The organism is Psychrobacter cibarius, assembly GCF_904845955.1.
In the GTDB taxonomy this organism is placed as follows: Bacteria; Pseudomonadota; Gammaproteobacteria; order Pseudomonadales; family Moraxellaceae; genus Psychrobacter; species Psychrobacter cibarius_B.
This window is the reverse complement of record NZ_CAJGYX010000004.1, coordinates 280,666-301,030: the sequence shown is the minus strand read 5'-3', so window position 1 is coordinate 301,030 and position 20,365 is coordinate 280,666. Positions and strand designations below refer to the sequence as shown.

At 41.5% G+C, this 20,365-nt stretch carries 19 protein-coding genes; 9 read left to right on the top strand and 10 right to left on the bottom strand.

What is annotated here, in order from left to right:
- Nucleotides 1–60 precede the first annotated feature (60 nt).
- From JMV76_RS10215 to rdgB, 5 genes are all read right to left on the bottom strand, one after another.
- Complete coding sequence (locus tag JMV76_RS10215; RefSeq protein WP_201502586.1) at nt 61–1,071, bottom strand: SDR family NAD(P)-dependent oxidoreductase; 1,011 nt, start codon at nt 1,069–1,071, stop codon at nt 61–63.
- A 225-nt stretch (nt 1,072–1,296) separates the two neighbouring features.
- Entirely contained in the window at nt 1,297–2,610 is a 1,314-nt protein-coding gene (clpX, locus tag JMV76_RS10210) for an ATP-dependent protease ATP-binding subunit ClpX (RefSeq protein WP_055125865.1), read from the bottom strand.
- A gap of 115 nt (nt 2,611–2,725) precedes the next feature.
- The gene (gene clpP / locus JMV76_RS10205) at nt 2,726–3,355 is read right to left on the bottom strand and encodes an ATP-dependent Clp endopeptidase proteolytic subunit ClpP (RefSeq protein ID WP_201502616.1); all 630 of its coding nucleotides are present in this window, start codon (nt 3,353–3,355) and stop codon (nt 2,726–2,728) included.
- 523 nt (nt 3,356–3,878) lie between these two features.
- A complete protein-coding gene (tig, locus tag JMV76_RS10200) occupies nt 3,879–5,222 on the bottom strand; it encodes a trigger factor (protein WP_193008522.1) in 1,344 nt (447 codons plus the stop codon).
- Between the two features lie 512 nt (nt 5,223–5,734).
- Nucleotides 5,735–6,388, bottom strand: coding sequence for an RdgB/HAM1 family non-canonical purine NTP pyrophosphatase (rdgB, locus tag JMV76_RS10195; protein WP_201502585.1), 654 nt, complete (start codon nt 6,386–6,388; stop codon nt 5,735–5,737).
- A 557-nt stretch (nt 6,389–6,945) separates the two neighbouring features.
- Between rdgB and JMV76_RS10190 the strand changes: the two genes are divergently transcribed.
- Nucleotides 6,946–7,575, top strand: coding sequence for a superoxide dismutase (locus tag JMV76_RS10190; RefSeq protein ID WP_045448006.1), 630 nt, complete (start codon nt 6,946–6,948; stop codon nt 7,573–7,575).
- A gap of 142 nt (nt 7,576–7,717) precedes the next feature.
- Here JMV76_RS10190 and JMV76_RS10185 read toward each other — a convergent pair whose 3' ends face one another.
- Nucleotides 7,718–8,362 (bottom strand): SLATT domain-containing protein, encoded by a 645-nt coding sequence (locus JMV76_RS10185; RefSeq protein ID WP_201502584.1) that lies wholly within the window; start codon nt 8,360–8,362, stop codon nt 7,718–7,720.
- A 116-nt stretch (nt 8,363–8,478) separates the two neighbouring features.
- Between JMV76_RS10185 and JMV76_RS10180 the strand changes: the two genes are divergently transcribed.
- Together JMV76_RS10180 and JMV76_RS10175 are read left to right on the top strand one after the other, a co-directional pair.
- The gene (locus tag JMV76_RS10180) at nt 8,479–8,820 is read left to right on the top strand and encodes an IS630 transposase-related protein (RefSeq protein WP_037026110.1); all 342 of its coding nucleotides are present in this window, start codon (nt 8,479–8,481) and stop codon (nt 8,818–8,820) included.
- On the top strand, nt 8,759–9,319 hold the full coding sequence (locus JMV76_RS10175; protein ID WP_201502335.1) for an IS630 family transposase: 561 nt from the start codon (nt 8,759–8,761) through the stop codon (nt 9,317–9,319). Before JMV76_RS10180 ends, JMV76_RS10175 begins: the two co-directional genes overlap by 62 nt.
- 68 nt (nt 9,320–9,387) lie before the next feature.
- Here the strand turns inward: JMV76_RS10175 and JMV76_RS10170 are convergent, their stop codons facing one another.
- Entirely contained in the window at nt 9,388–10,206 is an 819-nt protein-coding gene (locus JMV76_RS10170; RefSeq protein WP_201502583.1) for a DUF72 domain-containing protein, read from the bottom strand.
- Nucleotides 10,207–10,247: 41 nt separating this feature from the next.
- Nucleotides 10,248–11,348: a polyprenyl synthetase family protein gene (locus JMV76_RS10165; RefSeq protein WP_201502582.1), complete on the bottom strand. Its 1,101-nt coding sequence runs from the start codon at nt 11,346–11,348 to the stop codon at nt 10,248–10,250.
- Nucleotides 11,349–12,119: 771 nt separating this feature from the next.
- On the opposite strand from JMV76_RS10165, the gene fadB reads away from it, so the two are divergent.
- From fadB to JMV76_RS10140, 6 genes are all read left to right on the top strand, one after another.
- Nucleotides 12,120–14,279, top strand: a complete 2,160-nt coding sequence (gene fadB, locus JMV76_RS10160) for a fatty acid oxidation complex subunit alpha FadB (RefSeq protein ID WP_201502581.1) — start codon at nt 12,120–12,122, stop codon at nt 14,277–14,279.
- Nucleotides 14,280–14,538: 259 nt separating this feature from the next.
- Nucleotides 14,539–15,711 carry an acetyl-CoA C-acyltransferase FadA gene (gene fadA / locus JMV76_RS10155; protein WP_201502580.1) on the top strand — a complete coding sequence of 391 codons (1,173 nt, stop codon included), beginning with the start codon at nt 14,539–14,541 and terminating at the stop codon, nt 15,709–15,711.
- A gap of 520 nt (nt 15,712–16,231) precedes the next feature.
- Nucleotides 16,232–16,582: an IS630 transposase-related protein gene (locus tag JMV76_RS14890; RefSeq protein WP_227690088.1), complete on the top strand. Its 351-nt coding sequence runs from the start codon at nt 16,232–16,234 to the stop codon at nt 16,580–16,582.
- A 13-nt stretch (nt 16,583–16,595) separates the two neighbouring features.
- Nucleotides 16,596–17,075, top strand: a complete 480-nt coding sequence (locus JMV76_RS10150; protein ID WP_265090271.1) for an IS630 family transposase — start codon at nt 16,596–16,598, stop codon at nt 17,073–17,075.
- A 182-nt stretch (nt 17,076–17,257) separates the two neighbouring features.
- The gene (locus tag JMV76_RS10145; protein WP_201502579.1) at nt 17,258–17,704 is read left to right on the top strand and encodes a hypothetical protein; all 447 of its coding nucleotides are present in this window, start codon (nt 17,258–17,260) and stop codon (nt 17,702–17,704) included.
- 17 nt (nt 17,705–17,721) lie between these two features.
- Nucleotides 17,722–19,350: a rhomboid family intramembrane serine protease gene (locus tag JMV76_RS10140; protein ID WP_201502578.1), complete on the top strand. Its 1,629-nt coding sequence runs from the start codon at nt 17,722–17,724 to the stop codon at nt 19,348–19,350.
- Here JMV76_RS10140 and JMV76_RS10135 read toward each other — a convergent pair.
- Entirely contained in the window at nt 19,337–19,897 is a 561-nt protein-coding gene (locus JMV76_RS10135; protein WP_201502335.1) for an IS630 family transposase, read from the bottom strand. The genes JMV76_RS10140 and JMV76_RS10135 overlap by 14 nt on opposite strands.
- Nucleotides 19,836–20,177 carry an IS630 transposase-related protein gene (locus tag JMV76_RS10130; protein ID WP_037026110.1) on the bottom strand — a complete coding sequence of 114 codons (342 nt, stop codon included), beginning with the start codon at nt 20,175–20,177 and terminating at the stop codon, nt 19,836–19,838. Before JMV76_RS10130 ends, JMV76_RS10135 begins: the two co-directional genes overlap by 62 nt.
- Nucleotides 20,178–20,365 lie beyond the last annotated feature (188 nt).

Sequence of the window (20,365 nt, the reverse complement as noted above, 5' to 3'; positions counted from 1 at the left end):
AGCGCTTAAATATTATCAATATTTAAGCGCTTTTTTGTGGGCAAATACTCTTAGAATATATTATTTTGGCGTGCTTGGTTTTTTATGGCGGCGTGGTTTGAGCTTACGAGAGAGCGTATGGACATCGTTCAATATTTGACTGTATGTCGCTGGAAAGACACGCTGTACCGCGTCGATTATTTTGGCATCATTGCCAATCAGACAGCGCGGTTGATTGGTCGCGGCAGCCTGCAAAATAATCCAAGCGGCATTGCTTGCATCAAATTTCAGGAATTTATTAAAGCTCTGAATGGCTTTGGGGCCAGTACGCATGCCAATATCATTGATACTGTCATTGCCACGGGCACTATTGGCAATATTGGTTTTAATCCCGCCGGGATGGATGCAGGTCGCTGACACACCGCAGCGCTGAATATCTAGCTCTTGACGCAAGCTTTCGGTAAAGCCGCGTACAGCAAATTTACTGGCGTTATACGCAGATTGTGACGGCTGCGCGGTCAAGCCAAACAGGCTTGAGATATTAATGATGTGACCATGCTCGTTAAGTTGGCGCGATCTGCTTTTTTTGCTGCCATTCGTCGATTCGCTTTGTTTGACACTATTTTTAATCAATGGCAAAAATGCCTTGGTGCCATAGACCACACCCCAAAAATTGATGTCCATCACCCATTCAAGTTCGCTAATACTACTGCCTTCCACGGTCGAATATAGCGCCACGCCTGCATTATTAAAGATGAAGTTCACTTTGCCATGGTCTGCCATGACGCTATCTGCCCACGCTTCCACGGCTTTATAGTCTGAGACATCAAGCACCGTCATAGTCGCTTTGATATCATAACCGACGAGCAATTCTTTGGTCTGTGCCAGTTGCGCCGCGTTGATATCAGAGAGCGCCACGTGGCAGCCCATCTTTGCCAAATGAATGGCCAGCTCGCGACCCATACCAGAGCCTGCACCCGTAATAGCCGCGACATGATTATGATAATAAGGGGTAATAACTTGGTCTGTCGTGGTATGAAAAGGCAAGTGTTGACGTAATGAGGTTGCGATAGAAGTAACATTGTTAAGCATGATAAACAGTCCTTTGTTTCATCAGTGATAGGTGTTGGTAGCACATTTACCTTAGCATGCTTTGTGGTTTTAGCTATGAAGGATTGATAGACGCCGCTGTCACTTTACTCATACATTGGCTGTCATAAAAAAATCATAAGTGAGCAGCCATAAAAAAACGTCTAGCATAAGATATGCTAGACGCCTTTACTTCAATGACAGTTTTAATAAAGCTGATAACAACCGCTAAGCATCTATCGCTATTTGCTCTGAGTCGTCGGTAGAAAAGATGATTTCAGGTGTTTTACCTTCATTAATCACTTGCTCATCGACGATGACAGTCTTGGCATTTTTCATCGAAGGCAACTCGTACATAGTCTCAAGGAGCGCATTTTCAACGATAGAACGCAAACCACGAGCACCAGTCTTACGCGCCATGGCTTTTTTGGCAATTGCATCGAGCGCTTCTTTGGTAAAAGTAATGTCAGCGCCTTCCATATCGAATAGATACTTATATTGCTTAACCAAGGCGTTTTTTGGTTCCGTCAATATCTGCACCAATGCGTCCTCGTCCAGCTCTGTGAGTGCAGCGAGAACAGGAAGACGACCGATGAGCTCAGGAATAAGACCAAATTTGATCAAATCTTCAGGCTCTACTTGTTGCAGTAATTCTGAACTGCGTTTGCTATCATCTTTTGAGCTGACATCTGCATTAAAGCCGATACCGCCTTTTTCTGTACGCTGCTGAATAACCGCATCAAGACCGGCAAACGCCCCACCGACGATGATTAAGATGTTACTCGTATCAACTTGGATCAGCTCTTGCTGTGGATGCTTACGGCCACCGTGCGGCGGAATGGCAGCGACCGTACCTTCGATAAGCTTTAGCAACGCTTGCTGTACGCCTTCGCCTGACACATCACGCGTGATAGACGGGTTGTCGCCTTTTTTACTGATTTTATCAATCTCATCGATATAGATGATGCCTTGTTCCGCTTTACTCACATCATAATCTGATGCTTGCAAGAGCTTTTGCACGATGTTTTCGACATCTTCACCGACATAACCGGCTTCGGTCAAGGTCGTCGCATCGGCCATCGCAAAAGGCACATCCAGTAGACGCGCCAAGGTTTGCGCCAGCAAGGTCTTACCAGAACCCGTTGGGCCAATCAGCAAAATGTTACTTTTCGCCAATTCAACCATGGCATCGTCAGCGCCAATCTTCGCTTTTTTGCTGTCATTGGCTAAGGTTTGGCTAACTTTTAGGCGCTTATAATGGTTATAAACGGCAACAGCTAAGGCTTTTTTAGCAGCGTCTTGTCCAATGACGTATTCGTCAAGCTTAGCACGCAGCTCTTTTGGCGTTGGTAGCTTTTTATTGACCCAAGACGTATCAATGTCGCTGTCATCATCGCCATCTTCAGCGCTGTCAGCGATTAAATCGGTACATAGCTCAATACATTCATTACAGATATTGGCATCGTCAGCGGCAATCAGCTGCTGTACATCGCTTTTGGCTTTGCCGCAAAACGAGCAATGCGGGGTGTTATCTTCTGCCATAAAAGGCGCTCCTAAAATTTAAAACTTACAAATGTTTTGATTTTTTACATCAAAGCCAAAACGTATAACGCTCAGGCTTTTGATGCCCATCAAAGCTTTTACTCTTATGCGGTAATTATAAAGAAGTAGGGCGGCGCTCTAATACTTCATCAACCAGACCGTATTCTTTGGCTTCTTTCGCATCTAACCAAAAGTCACGCTCAACGTCTTTTTCAATTTTCTCTAATGGTTGACCAGTACGTTCTGCCAAAATCTCATTTAAACGGGCACGCGTTTTTAGAATTTCACGCGCATTAATTTCGATATCGGTTGCTTGACCTTGCGCGCCGCCTGAAGGCTGATGAATCATGACACGAGCATTGGCAAGAGAGTAACGTTTGCCTTTTTGACCAGCCGCGAGCAAGAACGAGCCCATGCTATAAGCGCCGCCCATACAGATGGTCGATACTTCAGGTTTGATGAAGTTCATGGTATCAAAGATTGCCAAGCCTGCACTCACTGAGCCGCCTGGTGAATTGATATACAAGTGGATGTCTTTATCAGGGTTTTCCGCTTCTAAAAATAGCAACTGTGCAACAATCAGATTGGCCATATGGTCTTCGACTTGACCGGTCAAAAAGATAACGCGCTCACGCAATAGACGCGAGAAAATATCAAACGAGCGTTCACCGCGAGAGGATTGTTCAACGACCATTGGCACTAATGCTGCATACGCAGCTTGAGGGGCGCTTTGGGTATATTGCATACCTTGTGCATCATTGTGCGCACTCATCAGCATATCAAAATGTGGGTTGGCAGTGATGCGATCATAATCTGTCATAAAGATGTCCTGTTTATAAGTACATAAAATAAAGGGATTGAAGCTAGCGAGCGGCTACGCTTGTATGGCTGCTCATCATGCTAGATGTTGCCGCTTTTTAATAATATTCGCTGGCTGAAATAATAAGCGCCAGATATCGCTAAAAATAATTGAGCTAATGGTAACTTTTTTATTGAGGCAATAGTAACTTTTTCATGTGAAAAATAATTTTCTATTTATAACATGAGTGCTATTAATAAAATGATTGACTCACTATTAATAAGGCGTCTGTAACCATTTATCAAGGGGCTTGGTGATAAACTGTCCATAAAGATAGCATATAAATCCCCAATAAAAATGCCCTAACACATATGTTAGAGCATTGCGTTAGAGCATTATGTTAGAGCGTGTTTAGATTGAGATTAGCAATTTGCCATTGAATGGCAAATTGCTAAGTTATCTCACTAAATTACATGCCTTGCTGCTGTTGTTGCTGTGCAGCTAATAGGTCTTGGTAGCTAACTTCTTTGTCAGTTACTTTACCTTGCTCGATTAAATAATCAACTACTTGGTCTTCTAGTACCACAGACTCAATGTTAGCGCGCTGCTGCTTGTCATTGGTGTAATACTCGATTACTTCGCTTGGATCTTCGTAGTTTTCAGCTGCTTCTTTGATGAAGGTTTCAACGCGTTCTTGATCGACTTCTAAGCCTTTGGTATCGATAACGCGAGCAACGATGATGCCAAGACGGGCAGCACGTAGCGCTTGCTCTTCAAATAGCTCATTTGGTAGCATGTCTTTATCGAAGCTATCAGCATTGGCACCGAACTGCTGAGAAAAACGTTGCATCATCATGTTGCGTTGACGCTCGATTTCTTGCTCTAGCATGGCGTTTGGTACGTCAAATTCGTTCTTTTCTAGCAATGCGTCAAAAGTCGCTTGCTTAACTTGGCTACGAGCCGCGTTTTTGATTTCGCGTTCCATGTTTTTGCGAACGTCTTCTTTCAACTTCTCAACGCCGCCTTCTTTCACGCCGAATAGCTCAAGGAACTCTTCGTTGATTTCTGGTAGCTTAGATTTTTCAACCAATTTTACATTGATTTTGAACTGAGCTTCTTTACCAGCTAAGTTTTCAGCTTGGTAATCTTCTGGGAAAGTCACGTCGATAACTTTCTCTTCGCCAGCTTTCATGCCTTTGATACCCGCTTCAAAACCAGGAATCATCTGGTTGCTACCGATGACCAGTTTGAAGTCTTCAGCAGAACCGCCTTCGAATTTTTCGCCATCGATAGAGCCTTCAAAGTCAAAAGTTACTTGATTGCCTTTGTCCGCTTTACCTTTTTTCTCAACGAATTCTTCACGTTGCTTTTGAAGGTTTTCGATCATAGTGTCGACGTCTTCTTCGCTTACTTTAGCCGTGTGACGCTCAACTTCGATCTCATCGATACCTTGCACGTCTACTTCTGGGAAGATTTCAACAGTGGCTTGATAAACCAAGAAATCATCTTCAAGTTTTACGTCGTCGATGTTAGGCATGCCAACCGCGCGGATGTCTTCAGATTTGATCGCTTCAAAAACGGTATCACGGATCACATCGTTGATGACTTCTTGTTGAATGCCAGCACCGTACTGTGAACGGATGTGTGACATAGGGACGTTACCTTTACGGAAACCGTCAATCTTGGCAGTTTTCGCAACTTGGCGAATACGACCTTCGACTTTGTTTTGAATTTTTTCGACAGGTACTTTAACTGTCAATTGGGTTTCTTTATTAGATAGCTTGTTGGTTGTGACTTGTAAATCTGTAGCCATGTTAATTACACCTTTAGGATTAAATAGTACGTTTGATTAAATAGTACTTAGGGTTAAATGGTAATAGACAAACCGTGCCTCAAATTACGGGCGTGTACCATGGGTTGCCGTTGGAATAAATAGGGGATAGCGATAGCGCACAATGTCAAAGTCAGTACCTTGAGCAATCGCCTTTGGTCACCACTGGCGCTGACTGATACTAAAATGTGAAACGGATATCTTAGTAATAGGCGCTATCAGATATCAATCATAAACCGTTAATGCACCGCATAATAACGCTTTTTGGTGAATTATACAGACAAATAACGGCTTTCAACAAAATTTTAAAAGTAGAACAGTATAATCTATCTGTTTATTAAAGTAAAAATTATCTCTTTATCGTCAATTCACTTTAAATTTGCCACATCGTCAATCTCGCTTAGAGTACGATTTGTACCTCTGCGCTAGACTTTCTTGTATCAGCATTAATAGCTAAAGGAATAAATTGAATCGACTATAGGTTTTAAGGTTATCTACAACGGCAACTGCGCCAATAATTGCTGAATCGCCTGACCACGATGACTGATGCTATTTTTATCAGTAGCACTTAAGCTCGCTGCGCTAGCTTGTAACTCTGGCAACCAAAACAGCGGATCATAACCAAAACCGCCGTCACCATGCGCTGTCTCTAAAATCTCACCTTGCCATAGACCTTGCGCGATAATCGGTAGAGGATCATCAGCATGGCGCACCATCGCCAGTACGCAAACAAATAATCCATTAATAGGCTCGTTAGCTTGCGCATCACGGATAGGCTGCAAGTCAGCGATGAGTTTGGCGTTGTTTTTGCCATCATTGCCATGCTCACCAGCATAGCGAGCAGAATAGATGCCCGGTGCATTACCTAATACTGGCACACATAGTCCTGAATCATCAGCAATCGCAGGCATTCCGCTGATACGGCTGGCATGACGCGCTTTAATAATAGCGTTTTCTACGAAGCTTAGCCCGTCTTCGATGGCGTCGTCGATATTGAGCTGACCCTGCGGGATGATTGTCACATCCAAATCTGCCTCGGCAAACAGCCTTTTAAACTCAGCCAGTTTGCCTTTATTATTACTGGCGAGCACCCATTGATTATCAGGAGTCGATTGGGTGGAGGATCGTGAGGTATTCGTGGTGCTCATAGGGTTATTCCGTTATGTCATTATTAAGAATATAGTTAGTGAAAGTATCATTATTGAAAGTATGATCAGTTTTTAAATTATAGCGGTATCTTAATGCCAATTTCATCAGTTTATCAGTCAGCTAAGTGCCTAGCACGATTGGCATGGCAAGGCATTCTGCGCTTAGTCTATAGACAACCAAAGGCTATACTAACGGTGTTATCCATAACATTTGGTAACTGATATTTGTCGCCACTGTTGCTATAATAGCCGCCAAGCTACCGTGAATGATATCTTATGGCTTGTGAATATTAAGTTAATAAATGCTTATGAAGTCAAGCACTTGGCTTTTGAGCAAACAGTAACAAAAGTAAGTTAATTTTGGATTCATAATAATACGTGATACTGTGTTAAACAATAAACGGTATTAAGCAATAACATTCATTTCAAACAATAAACTCAGCCAATTTAGTTCGCCATTTTATAGTGTTTTTTATGATGTAAAAATAGCGTAAAATTCAGTTTCTATAATGAGTTTTTATAAAATGACGGCTAAAAACAGCAAGGATAAAATAACTATGTCAAACATTACTTTACCAGAGCTACCATACGCAAAAGACGCACTAGAGCCACATATCAGTGCCGAGACGCTAGAGTATCATCACGACAAGCATCACAATGCTTACGTGACTAAGCTCAACGAATTGCTACCAGGTTCTGGTCTAGAGGACAAAACATTGCCAGAAATCATCGTAGCGACTGCTAAAGATGACAGCAAGCAAGGTATGTTCAACCAAGCAGCCCAAGTATGGAACCACACGTTCTACTGGAACTGCATGACGCCAACCAATGGCGGCGGCGAACCTACTGGTGATCTAAAAGCTAAAATCGAAGAAGACTTCGGTAGCTACGACAAGTTCCGTGAAGAGTTCAAAAACGCAGCATTGACTCAGTTCGGCTCAGGTTGGGCATGGCTAGTCGCTGATAAAGTCGGTGGCAAATTGTCTATCGCCAAAACGGCTAACGCTGACACGCCACTTGCACATGACCAAATCGCGGTATTGACTTGTGATGTATGGGAACATGCGTACTATATCGATTATCGTAACCGTCGTCCTGATTATGTCGACACGTTCCTAGACAAGCTAGTGAACTGGGACTACGCAAATGCTAAATACAAAGGTCAAGATGCTGGTGTTGAAGAGTAATCTTTAAGACTTAAGGTTTTGGTTAATAAAAAAAGGACGCTGAGAGGCGTCCTTTTTTTTGTATTTTCTAAAGATATAACTATTTATTCAGAGTTAAGAGTCTGTATAGACGTAGTCAATGTTTTAACGTTTTTTGGTCTAGTCAATTCCAAAACCAAACCCAGTCAAATGAAACCCAATACAGTACTACAGCTAAAGTGCCTATAACCAATATGTAAGAGAAGAAATCTAAGAATAGAGTCCAATATATATGAAGTTTAGAGTACCACCATTCCATACCTTTAATAGTATAGTTTTCGGGCATTACAAGCCGTGCTCTAATGTGGTCACTACTAGAATAGTTATTCGAATGAGTCTCAAATAGTTTTAATATGTTGTAGTATGAATCTCTAAAACCATCATAAGATACTTGACTATATGGTTGATTTAGAAATGGATGTATCTTTTGTTTAAGTTCACCAAGCTGTGTTGCGCATGAATACATTTTTTCAGATAAATTTGAGTAATCATTTTTATCAATTAAAAGTGAGTAAACTAATACTGCGATGGTCGAAAAAATCTGAATCAATGTTACTAAGTCATTGTTTATATTTTTTCCAAGGCTATAAGCTTGCATCAATGATATAAGAATTAATCCTAAAGAAATTATCACAACTGTATAAGTTGAATATTTGCTATGAAGTCTCAGACGGTCAGATGCATTGAATCTTGTTTTTGAAGTTGCATCTATTTTCTTATATAGATTATTAAAACTTTCCTCTTTCTTTAATGTTTTTTCCGTACTCAAGCTTGATTCCTCGCTAAAAAATATGAGATTTCCGTAATATACTTACTAATTTGTTATAGTAGATATTTTATAAAAGTGGTACAGTAGTTTTAAAACAAGCGAAAAGTAAAAAGATTATGACTTATTCAGCAGACTTCCGTGCTCAAGTGATTAAAAGTGTCGAACAACAAGATATGAGTATCAGACAAGCTTGTGCATTTTATGACATTAGTAAGGCCACGCTACAGAATTGGCTCAAAGATCCTAGTATTAAACTCACTCGCAATAAACCACCCAGTAAAATACCTAACGAAGCTTTATTAAAAGATGTTGAACAGCATCCAGACGATTACATGTACGAGAGAGCACAGCGTTTTGGCTGTAGTAAGTCGGGCATCGAGGCCGCTTTAAAACGTCTTGGTATCAGTCAAAAAAAAGACCTTAGAGCATCCAAAAGCTTGCCCATTAAACAGAGCTAAATATCTAAGTAAACTGGGCGACTACATCGCTCAAGGCTATTCAATTGTATACATGGATGAGAGTGGCTTCGAGGCTGAGACCATCCGCTCTCATGGCTATGCACCTATTGGTACCCCTTGCATCGATAGCTATAACTGGCAAGGTAAAAAACGCACCAATGTTATTGGTGCCTTATATGAAAAAGCGTTATTTGCACTTGATTACTTCGAAAAGAATATCAATGGCGACATATTCTACAACTGGTGCAAAAACACGCTAATACCAAGTCTTAAAATAAAATGCGTAATCGTCATGGATAACGCCAGCTTTCATAAACGCGTTCAGAGATTACTCAACAGGCATGGTCATCGCTTGTTATTTCTACCGCCTTACAGCCCTGATTTAAACCCTATTGAAAAAAAATGGGCACAGGCTAAGTTTCTACGACAAGGGTGGATGGAGAATAATTTACCTAAGCTGTTTCATGATATGGGTTGTACCAATTTTATTCTGGATTGACTATAGCTATTGTAGGGTGTGGTTTTAATTAGCCGTTGAATGGTGAGTTGCACTTCGCAAACTATACTCTACAGCACCTCAAATCCAAACTTACCCAACGCTTCCCTCAACATCGCAATATTATAATACGCATGCGCGTTGACGGTATTTTGAAAGAAAATATATAGCGTATCAAAATGCTGACGCTGATTGGCAATCGCTTGCGCCCAATCCTGCATCTCCGCTTCACTATAGCGATAATCATGACGTTCGGCAGCACTCATCGCATCCCACCAGCTTAGATTATTGCCATGCATCCGTAGATAGCCAGTGCGCTGAGTGAATATCAATCGTGACGGTGGCAATCCGCTGACCTTTGGATAATCAACGCTGCACCAAATGAGACCTTGCTGCCGAAAGCTATCGACCACTTGCGGGGTATGCCAGCCGTTATGACGAAACTCGACCGCTAAAGGATAATCTTGAAACCAGCTGACGAGATTTGCCAGATAGAGTCGATGCTCACGAGTACGGTCAAAGCCATGGGGAAATTGTAATAGTAGTGGCGCTAGAGCATTGGCTTCGATAAGCGGGGATAGGGCATTTAAAAACGCTTGCGAATGTTCGGCAGTACCTTTACGCGCATGAGTAAAGTCTTGATGCAGCTTGACCGCGAACTTCAACTCACTATCTGCTTGCACATAGGCTTTATTAACCATACCTGCAAAGGCTTTTTGTCCGATAGGCGCGTAAAAGGTGCTATTAATCTCAACTGCGCCGTATTGCTTGGCGTACTCGCGTAAGAAGTCCGTTTTCTTTGTGCCAGTTGGATACAGCGTACCAAGCAAGTCGGTATCGCTATAGCCACCAGTGCCAAGATAAATACGCGGAGTAGGGTTACTGTCCATGTTGACCACTCATTACCGTTCTTTGATGATTAAATTTGTGACTATTTTTTACGTGCCCATAGCCATTCTATTAATGCCAGTAAAGCATCATTGTTTGCGTCATTGCCAAGCTCGCTACTGCTTGATTCATGACGACTCAGTTCACGAATGATGGCTGCACGTCCATCATTAAATAGCGATTGCGCATAGCTGGTCGCGTTTTCGACACCCATCAACTTCACATAGGTGGATTTGTCTAATTTTTCATCGCTGCCAGCAGGTTTGCCAAGGGTATCGGTGCTAGTCGTCACATCTAAGATATCGTCTTGTACTTGAAAGGCGAGACCAATATGCTGGGCGCACTCTTGTAGCGCCATACGCTGCGGAGCGGTCGCACCAGCACAGATGCCGCCCATAAGCATAGCGGCTTCAATCAATGCACCTGTTTTATCACGGTGGATAGCTTCTAGATCGCCTTGTGAAATATTAGCACTAGCCTCAGCATTCAGGTCAAGCATTTGACCAGAAACCATACGCCGTGCACGTGGTGCAAATATTGCGATAAGCTGGCTTGCGATAGCTGAATCAAAGGGTGCAAAAGTGGGCAGCTCTGCGGTCAATACTTCAAAGGCGAGCGTCTGTAGCACGTCGCCAGCGAGTAGGGCGGTCGATTCTTCAAAGACGATATGAGCGGTCGGCTGACCACGGCGCAGCTCATCATCGTCCATACAGGGCAAGTCGTCATGTACCAATGAATAGGTATGCAGCAGCTCCACCGCCAATGCCGCACGGCGCGCCATATCATAATCGGAGTCGTTTTCTAATAGAGCTTCCAAATCGCTATTTTGCTTAGCTTCTTTATCAGGGTTTTTATCAGCATCGTTCGTATTATCATTAATATTATTGTGATTAACACTATCAAAGGCGCTGGCGACCAATAACGGACGTACCAATTTACCTTGACCAGTCATCACATAACGACAGGCATCAAGCAGCGGGCTTGGCAGCTCAGCATAAGCAAACAGCACGTCGATATCTTGTGCAAGTTGCGCGCGCACGGCGCTATGAAATTGCTCGGTGTTGTTATTAAAGCTAGTAAAAGATACAAGTCTTGAAGGCATAAGGCTTTCAGGTATAAAGCTTGGCGTAGAAGAAACAGTCATAACCCAACCATTTATCAGGTGAATAATAAAAATATCGCTAGTGTAGCATGATAGATTATATAGCTTATGGGCTGAGCATCATCAATGCCATATTTTTGCAGCTTACTGTTAAAAACTCGATTAAGTACACCGAAATAATGCAACAAGCCCTCGTTACGTATTGGTGATTTAACTTAGTCAGTGGATATGTTTTGATAAAGAATCAAGTTAAGCGTGTGACGGCGTGTGACGATAGGCATCTGTCATTATAATCTTTAAAAGACGAATTTTTAGTATACAATTTCAGTATACAAACCGTCACTTAAAGCACATTACTAGTCAGGTAAAGGGCTGCTGCTGATTTAAGAGTGACTTGTGAGTATGGTATTAGCTTGTGACAGTTAGGGGCATAATCCCCTACACTAATTGGCGTAAAAATGATCTGATGATTTAGGGCTAGAGGTTTGCGTGCTTATTTCAGCGAAAAATTTGCTCAAATCTCAGTCTATATTTTTAATGCTAGTATGTTCAATATCAGTACTGGTCACAATATATATAAATGAAGCGCCGTATTCATTTGTGCTAACGCGGTAACATTAAGCATAAAAAATGAATATATAACCATGAGCGCTGGATAATAAAGACATCTTCACTGCTTACTCTATACTGACTTTATAACACAGTATATTGGCAGTGTTATTACTCGTTTTACTAACAATAACTGGCTATGACCTTTAATTTTAAAACTTTTAATTTTAAAACTAGCTTTCGTTATATAGCAAGGAGTTCCAAATGGTATACCAAGGAAATCGCATCACGGTGACAATGCTAGAGGATGGCATCGCCAATATGCAGTACAACGCCGAAAATGAGAGCGTGAACAAGTTTGATGCTGAAACCAATAAGCAATTTGGTGAAGCGGTTACTGCTTTAGAAAAAGCCGACGACGTCAAAGGTTTAATCGTGACCTCAGGTAAAGGCGTCTTTATCGCTGGTGCTGATATCACAGAATTCGTTGGCTCTTTTAAAAAGCCAGAAAGCGAGATTAAAGATTGGGTCGTAGGTATCAATGACGCCTTTAACCGCTTTGAAGATCTGCCTTTCCCGAAAGTAGCGGCTATCAATGGCGCGGCGCTTGGCGGTGGTTGTGAGATGACCTTGGTTTGTGAATATCGCGTCATGAGCGACAAAGCCATCATCGGTCTACCAGAAACGCAATTGGGTATCTTCCCAGGCTTTGGTGGTACCGTTCGTACTACGCGTGTGATTGGTATCGATAATGCGCTTGAATTGATTGCCACTGGTACACCAAAAAAACCACTTGATGCCCTGAAACTAGGCTTGGTTGATGCGACTGTTACTGCAGATGACTTGCAAGATGCTGCGATTGATCTAGTCAAAAAATGTATCTCAGGTGAGCTTGATTGGAAAGCGAAGCGTGAAGAGAAGCTGGTTCCAGTTAAATTAAATCAGCTTGAGCAAGCAATGGCGTTTAACAGTGCCAAAGGTATGATCTTTGCCAAGGCCAATCCTAAGCAGTACCCTGCGCCAGCACTGGCTATCGCTGCAATGGAAAAACACGTTAATTTACCACGTGATAAAGCCATCGAAGTAGAAGCCGCTGGTTTTGCAAAAGCGGCGAAAACGCCACAAGCAGAAAGCTTGGTTGGTTTATTCTTAAGCGATCAGTTGGTTAAGAAGCTAGCCAAACAGCACAGCAAAAAAGCACATGAAATCAATGAAGCGGCCGTATTAGGCGCAGGCATCATGGGCGGCGGTATTGCTTATCAAGCAGCCAGCAAAGGCTTGCCAATCATCATGAAAGACATCAAGTCTGAGCAATTAGACCTTGGTATGGGCGAAGCCAGCAAGTTACTTGGTAAAATGGTTGATCGCGGCAAAATGACCCCAGCAAAAATGGGCGAAACCTTAAGCCGTATCCGTCCTACTTTGAATTATGGCGATTTTGCTGAAACTGATATCGTTATCGAAGCAGTGGTAGAAAATCCAAATGTGAAGCGTGCGGTTCTTAAAGAAGTTGAAGGCTTGGTAAAAGATGATTGTATCCTAGCATCAAATACGTCGACTATCTCTATTACTTATCTGGCTGAAGCACTTGAGCGTCCAGAAAACTTCGTTGGTATGCATTTCTTTAACCCAGTACACCGTATGCCATTGGTTGAAGTTATCCGCGGTGAGAAATCCTCTGAAGAAGCGATTGCGACCACTGTTGCGCTAGCCTCTAAAATGGGCAAAGTGCCTGTTGTCGTTAACGATTGCCCAGGTTTCTTAGTCAACCGTGTGTTGTTCCCATACTTTGGTGCCTTTGACTTGCTCCTTAAGCAAGGTGCTGATTTTGCTCATGTCGATAAAGTCATGGAAAAATTTGGCTGGCCGATGGGTCCTGCTTATCTAATCGATGTGGTTGGTTTGGATACGGGCGTACATGGTGCAGAAGTCATGGCTGAAGGTTTCCCTGACCGCATGAAGCCTGATTATAAAGGCGCGATCGAGCTTTTATATGAAAACAAACGCTTAGGTCAGAAAAACGGCGTTGGTTTCTATAAGTATGAAATGGACAAACGCGGCAAGCCAAAGAAAGTAGCTGATGAAGCCACTTATGAGCTATTAAAAACCACGACTGATAGTGACAAGCAAACGTTTGAAGATCAAGCGATTATTGACCGCACTATGCTGGCTTTCTGTAATGAAACTGTCCGTTGCCTAGAAGACAACATCGTCAGCACGCCGTCAGAAGCGGATATGGCGATGATTATGGGCGTTGGTTTCCCGCCATTCCGCGGTGGACCTTGCCGTTATATCGACCAAATGGGTCTAGATAACTACTTGGCACTGTGTGAAAAATACGCATACCTTGGCAAAGCTTATGAAGCCCCGCAAAAGATTCGCGACATGGCAACAGCAGGCGAGACCTTTTACGCCACCGCGTAATAGGCAGTCATTACTAGGATGAAGTGCCGTACGTGTGCTGTTTGAGGGTGAGAGCTATTAATCTATTTATATTTAATGGCACTATTTTTTAATAACAAATCTTTAATAGCACACGTACGATTATAGTTGGCTTCACTTAATGCTAGTACAAGGAAATCGAGCGCAGAGGTACGTATTGTACTTCAAGTGAGATTGACGAGGTAATAGCACTAAAGCGGACTGACTACACTGACAATAAAAACTGAAAAGGAAGTATAGTATGACAATCTTAAGTCCAAAAGACGTGGTCATCGTAGATGGCGTACGCTCAGCGATGGGTAAAACCAAAAACGGTATGTTCCGTCATGTCCGCGCTGATAGCATGTCTGCTGAGTTGGTCCGTGCATTGGTTGAGCGTAATGACTTTGACCCACGTGACGTCGAAGACATCATCTGGGGCTGTGTCAATCAGACCCTAGAGCAAGGCTTGAACATCGGTCGTAACATTGGCCTGCTAGCGGGTATTCCAAAGACTGCTGGCGGTCAAACCGTTAATCGTCTATGCGGTTCATCTATGCAGGCGCTACATACTGCTGCGGCTCAGATCATGACCAACCAAGGTGATGTTTTCATTATCGGTGGTGTTGAGCATATGGGTCACGTCGGCATGATGCATGGTGTTGATCTCAATCCTGAAGCGTCAAAGCATTATGCAAAAGCCTCAAACATGATGGGCTTGACCGCTGAAATGCTTGGTCGTATGAATAACATCACTCGCGAAGAGCAAGATGCCTTTGGTCTTGAGTCGCATCGCCGTGCATGGGCTGCGACTACCGAAGGTCGTTTTGACAATGAAATCATCGGCATCGAAGGTCATGACGAAGCAGGTCGCTTGCAACTATGTACCGTTGATGAAGTGATTCGTCCAGATGCCACGATGGAGCAAATGCAAAAGCTACGTCCAGCCTTTGATCCAGTAGGCGGTACCGTGACTGCTGCTACCTCATCTGCATTATCTGATGGCGCATCAGCGATGCTAGTCATGAGCGCGCAAAAAGCTAAAGAGCTAGGTCTTAAACCTCGCGCTCGTATTCGTAGCATGGCAATTGCTGGTTGTGACGCCGCTATCATGGGCTATGGTCCAGTACCTGCCACGCAAAAAGCATTGAAGCGCGCTGGCATGAGCATCGATGATATGCAAACCATCGAGCTAAACGAAGCATTTGCAGCGCAAGGCTTATCAGTACTTAAAGCATTGAATTTGACGGATAAGCAAGACATCGTCAACATCAATGGTGGCGCGATTGCACTTGGCCATCCACTTGGTTGTTCTGGTGCTCGTATCACGGTTACTTTGCTAAACGCCATGGAGCAATCAGATACTGAAATCGGTCTAGCGACCATGTGTATCGGTCTTGGTCAAGGTATCGCGACGATTATTGAGCGTGTGTAATTTTTATCTAATCTCCAAATAGCAGTAAATATTAATAAAGCTGATATTTGTTGATTAAACTTGTACTAATGCCTTGTAAAATGAGCGTCTCTCACTTAATGTTGGAGGCGCTTTTTTTTGGTTTAAGTCATAGTAATGAAAGGTAGAGTATAAATGGCACATCATAAATCGTCAGATAAGAGGCGCTTAGATTTAGAGGTGTTTAAGTTAAAAATGCGCTATGTTTTCCTTCCTTTTTTAGGTTTTAGTATTGGCGCCATTTTATTCTACAACATCATAAGATGGATTTTAGACATCTGTCTAGGGATATGGCCTCTAAAAGATACGGTCTGGAACTTAATTATCCCAATAATTATCAGTGTTATTTTAGTGCTTGTCATAATGCGATCAAGGATTAGACTGCTACGATTTGAATTATTTGATGATAATAGCGCTAATGTATTTTACTTGGTGATGATATAGTCTAATCCAAATAAAACCGATACAATCCTATTAACAATTGCATTTAATGAAATAAACGATGACTTATTCAATAGACTATCGCAAGCAGGTACTTTCTAGCATCGCTAATGGTATGACCATACGTGAAGCTTCCCTGTTTTATGGACTTAGCACCAGCACCATTCACAGCTGGCAGCAGAATTTAGCCCCTAAAACAACCAGAAATAAAGCACCGACTAAAATACCTGATGACGCATTGATTGAAGACGTAAGAAGATTCCCTGATGATTATAACTACGAAAGAGCTCGTCGATTAAATTGTAGTAAAACGGGCATCTTCAATGCTCTAAAGCGTCTTGGCATCAGTCAAAAAAAAGACACTGGAGCATCCAAAAGCATGTCTGATAAAGAGAGCTCAGTATCAGAGTAGGCTTAGTAGCTTTATGCAGCAAGGTTATCCCATAGTATATATGGATGAAAGTGGCTTTGAGGCTGAAACTATCAGACCTTATGGCTATGCACCGATTGGAACCCCTTGTATTGATAGCTACAACTGGCAAGCAAAAAAACGTACCAACGTCATCGGTGCTCTCTATGAGAAAGTACTGTTTGCGCTTGATTACTTTGAACAGAATATCAACAGCCATATATTTTATGACTGGTGCAAGTTCACGCTTATTCCAAGTCTCAAGACTAAATGCGTGATTGTCATGGATAATGCTCGGTTTCATAAAAATAAGCGTATTCAGAGATTACTGAACAGGCATGGCCATCGCATTCTATGGCTGCCACCCTACAGTCCTGATCTCAACCCCATTGAAAAGAAGTGGGCACAAGCAAAGTTTTTACGCCAAGGTTGGATGGAGAATAATCTGCCTAAACTATTTCATGATATAGGCTGTATCGATTTTATAACGACTTAACTATACTTGCTTTATTTCCGCCTATATCAATCAGTCAAGCTTACTTATATGAAGCAGCATATGACATTATTGATATAAGTAATATAAGTGATATTAAATTATATCCAAAACAAAAATACTTCCAATTTGATAATAAAAGTATTGAGAAACAAGGGGTTGTTTCTTACTTCAATACTAGGGAGATGGGGAAATCTAGACAAGAGTTAAAAATATACTTATATTTTGCCACTCCTTTTTATGGAGATAAAGATATCTGGTGGGGACAGGCTTTTACTAAGGTTATTGATAATGATCTTGAAGAAAAAGAGAAAGTTCAACAAATAGAAAATTTTAAAAAGATTTCTAGACAACAATATGCAAATGAAGAGATATCTACTGCTGATTATTTTGAAAAATTACAAAACTCAGATACTAAGTATGGTTATTTAGAAGCGATTAGATTGTCAGGTCAGCAACATATTAATGACCCAATAATACTTGTATCTCAGTTGAGCACACTTAACGAAAAAGCAGATAAAGAGTTAGCAAAATTCTTTAGATTTTTTATCATTGGCATGTTTATTTGCTTACTATTAGTCTTAAAAGCAACGATTGATAAAAAAGCATTTCAACAGTTTAAGTTACGCTAGATTTGTGGTGATAGGGCATGGATAATAATAAGCAAAGCCAGTATAGGTATAAAGATAAAAATAGAAGCAGAAACAAAAAAAGAGTAAGCAAAAGGGATAAACAGAAGCGAACACAAAGCCTAAGCGCTAAAGAATCGATCATAATAAAACTAAAGCAAATATTCTTGCCATATTTAGGTCTTAGTATCCTGACTATTCTGCTTTTTGGGGCTTTACGCTGGTTGCTTGATATTTATCTAGATGTTCTACCTTTAAAAGAGGGCTACTGGGATTTTGGTATTCCTCTCCTTTTATCTGTTTTAGTCGTTAGTATTTGGATGTGGCCGAGGTATGAGCTTCTAACTTTAAAGTGGGTTAAGCGTAGTAGTTCAGGCTACTTTTTTATAACGATGGTTCCAGCATTAGTGATACCGCTCGTTCTCAGCCAAAACTATTTGTCTAAAGCGGCTTACGAGGTCATTGAAGTAAATAGCTTGAATGATATTCGTCATTATCCAAAGCAAAAGTATTTCAGAGTAAATGATTTTGAGCCACTCAAATTAGAGAGCGTTTCTTATATAGAAACACAAGTAATCAGTGGACGAAATTTTGACTCAACATTGCATATTGATTATTACATTGCGACGCCATTTATAGCCGCTGAGAATATTTGGCTAGGTTCTAGCTACCACACGAAATACGATAATCGTGCAGACCAAAGTATTAAAGACAGTCAATATTCAGCATTTATTAACGACTCGCGCCATAAGTACGAAGCCAACGACCTCTCTACTATCAGCTACTTTAAGAAACTTAAATCATCAAATAGCAGAAATGCTTACTTACACACGATTTCTACGGCTAATAGGCAATCTAATTTGCCACCCTTGATATTGAAGCCAGAAACAGGATTACTTGCTGATAGCTTAGTTCGTGATTTTGTTTGGGGATTTGGTTCGTTTTTTATTGGTATGGTGCTGTGCTTGTTGCTCGTTCTCGCAGCAGAGTTTGATAGTCAAGAAAAGAAAAGTACGCAAAAACATATACAAAAGCGAAAACATATACAAAAACAAAAGCCCGTAAAAAAACGAGCACCAGTCAGTGATGTATCAAAAAGCCTAGTAGTTTGGTTTAGAAGTAATAAAGAGCGACCTGCGACGTTGGTGTTAATACTGACCTGTATAGGTGCATTTATACTGACCGTATTCATGGGTATGGATATCATTGACCCTCTATCTAGACAGGTAAATAGTGTGGGTGGGTTGACGATGGACGCGCTGCAAGCTGGTAAGTATTGGCGAGTAGTAACATCGCTTTTTGTACACGCAGGGATTATGCATTTAGTAATGAGTCTGGGGATGCTTTTTGCGACAGGTTATATTTTGGAAAAAGTATTGGGTCCTATACGTTTTACGATTGCGTTTTTTATATGTGGTATTTGCGCTAATGTTTTAGGGGTGCTATATTTTGATATGGATATGGCAGGTGTTTGGGGTGCTACATTTGGCTTGTTTGGTATCGCGATACCGTTGGTGGTCTTTAAGATTTTTAATAAAAAACATCGAGAGCTATTCGGCGGTACTATCGCTGCGATATTAATCATTACTTTAACCAGCATGTTCTTTGCATTTATAAACACGCTCATTTATATAGTCAATCCAGAATAAAATTGGTACAACCCATATCATGAAACAGCTTAGGTAAATTATTCTCCATCCACCCTTGTCGTAGAAACTTAGCCTGTGCCCATTTTTTTTCAATAGGGTTTAAATCAGGGCTGTAAGGCGGTAGAAATAACAAGCGATGACCATGCCTGTTGAGTAATCTCTGAACGCGTTTATGAAAGCTGGCGTTATCCATGACGATTACGCATTTTATTTTAAGACTTGGTATTAGCGTGTTTTTGCACCAGTTGTAGAATATGTCGCCATTGATATTCTTTTCGAAGTAATCAAGTGCAAATAACGCTTTTTCATATAAGGCACCAATAACATTGGTGCGTTTTTTACCTTGCCAGTTATAGCTATCGATGCAAGGGGTACCAATAGGTGCATAGCCATGAGAGCGGATGGTCTCAGCCTCGAAGCCACTCTCATCCATGTATACAATTGAATAGCCTTGAGCGATGTAGTCGCCCAGTTTACTTAGATATTTAGCTCTGTTTAATGGGCAAGCTTTTGGATGCTCTAAGGTCTTTTTTTTGACTGATACCAAGACGTTTTAAAGCGGCCTCGATGCCCGACTTACTACAGCCAAAACGCTGTGCTCTCTCGTACATGTAATCGTCTGGATGCTGTTCAACATCTTTTAATAAAGCTTCGTTAGGTATTTTACTGGGTGGTTTATTGCGAGTGAGTTTAATACTAGGATCTTTGAGCCAATTCTGTAGCGTGGCCTTACTAATGTCATAAAATGCACAAGCTTGTCTGATACTCATATCTTGTTGTTCGACACTTTTAATCACTTGAGCACGGAAGTCTGCTGAATAAGTCATAATCTTTTTACTTTTCGCTTGTTTTAAAACTACTGTACCACTTTTATAAAATATCTACTATATGGTGTATTATCTTTTAACCTTGTGTTTTGGCGTTGTTCTCGGTGTGGTCATGGTTATGACTCAAAAACAGTCTTTATTACGTAATGCTAGGCGTCATAATATATAGTTATTGGCTACTCTTCATT

Excerpts from the sequence above, each read along its gene's own strand:
- JMV76_RS10170 (WP_201502583.1), bottom strand. The coding sequence starts at position 10,206 with ATGGACAGTAACCCTACTCCGCGTATTTATCTTGGCACTGGTGGCTAT.
- JMV76_RS10140 (WP_201502578.1), top strand. The coding sequence starts at position 17,722 with ATGGATAATAATAAGCAAAGCCAGTATAGGTATAAAGATAAAAATAGA.
- JMV76_RS10215 (WP_201502586.1), bottom strand. The coding sequence starts at position 1,071 with ATGCTTAACAATGTTACTTCTATCGCAACCTCATTACGTCAACACTTG.
- JMV76_RS10150 (WP_265090271.1), top strand. The coding sequence starts at position 16,596 with ATGCAGCAAGGTTATCCCATAGTATATATGGATGAAAGTGGCTTTGAG.
- clpX (WP_055125865.1), bottom strand. The coding sequence starts at position 2,610 with ATGGCAGAAGATAACACCCCGCATTGCTCGTTTTGCGGCAAAGCCAAA.
- tig (WP_193008522.1), bottom strand. The coding sequence starts at position 5,222 with ATGGCTACAGATTTACAAGTCACAACCAACAAGCTATCTAATAAAGAA.
- JMV76_RS14890 (WP_227690088.1), top strand. The coding sequence starts at position 16,232 with ATGACTTATTCAATAGACTATCGCAAGCAGGTACTTTCTAGCATCGCT.
- fadA (WP_201502580.1), top strand. The coding sequence starts at position 14,539 with ATGACAATCTTAAGTCCAAAAGACGTGGTCATCGTAGATGGCGTACGC.
- rdgB (WP_201502585.1), bottom strand. The coding sequence starts at position 6,388 with ATGAGCACCACGAATACCTCACGATCCTCCACCCAATCGACTCCTGAT.
- JMV76_RS10165 (WP_201502582.1), bottom strand. The coding sequence starts at position 11,348 with ATGACTGTTTCTTCTACGCCAAGCTTTATACCTGAAAGCCTTATGCCT.
- JMV76_RS10190 (WP_045448006.1), top strand. The coding sequence starts at position 6,946 with ATGTCAAACATTACTTTACCAGAGCTACCATACGCAAAAGACGCACTA.
- fadB (WP_201502581.1), top strand. The coding sequence starts at position 12,120 with ATGGTATACCAAGGAAATCGCATCACGGTGACAATGCTAGAGGATGGC.
- JMV76_RS10180 (WP_037026110.1), top strand. The coding sequence starts at position 8,479 with ATGACTTATTCAGCAGACTTCCGTGCTCAAGTGATTAAAAGTGTCGAA.
- JMV76_RS10130 (WP_037026110.1), bottom strand. The coding sequence starts at position 20,177 with ATGACTTATTCAGCAGACTTCCGTGCTCAAGTGATTAAAAGTGTCGAA.
- clpP (WP_201502616.1), bottom strand. The coding sequence starts at position 3,355 with ATGCAATATACCCAAAGCGCCCCTCAAGCTGCGTATGCAGCATTAGTG.
- JMV76_RS10145 (WP_201502579.1), top strand. The coding sequence starts at position 17,258 with ATGGGGAAATCTAGACAAGAGTTAAAAATATACTTATATTTTGCCACT.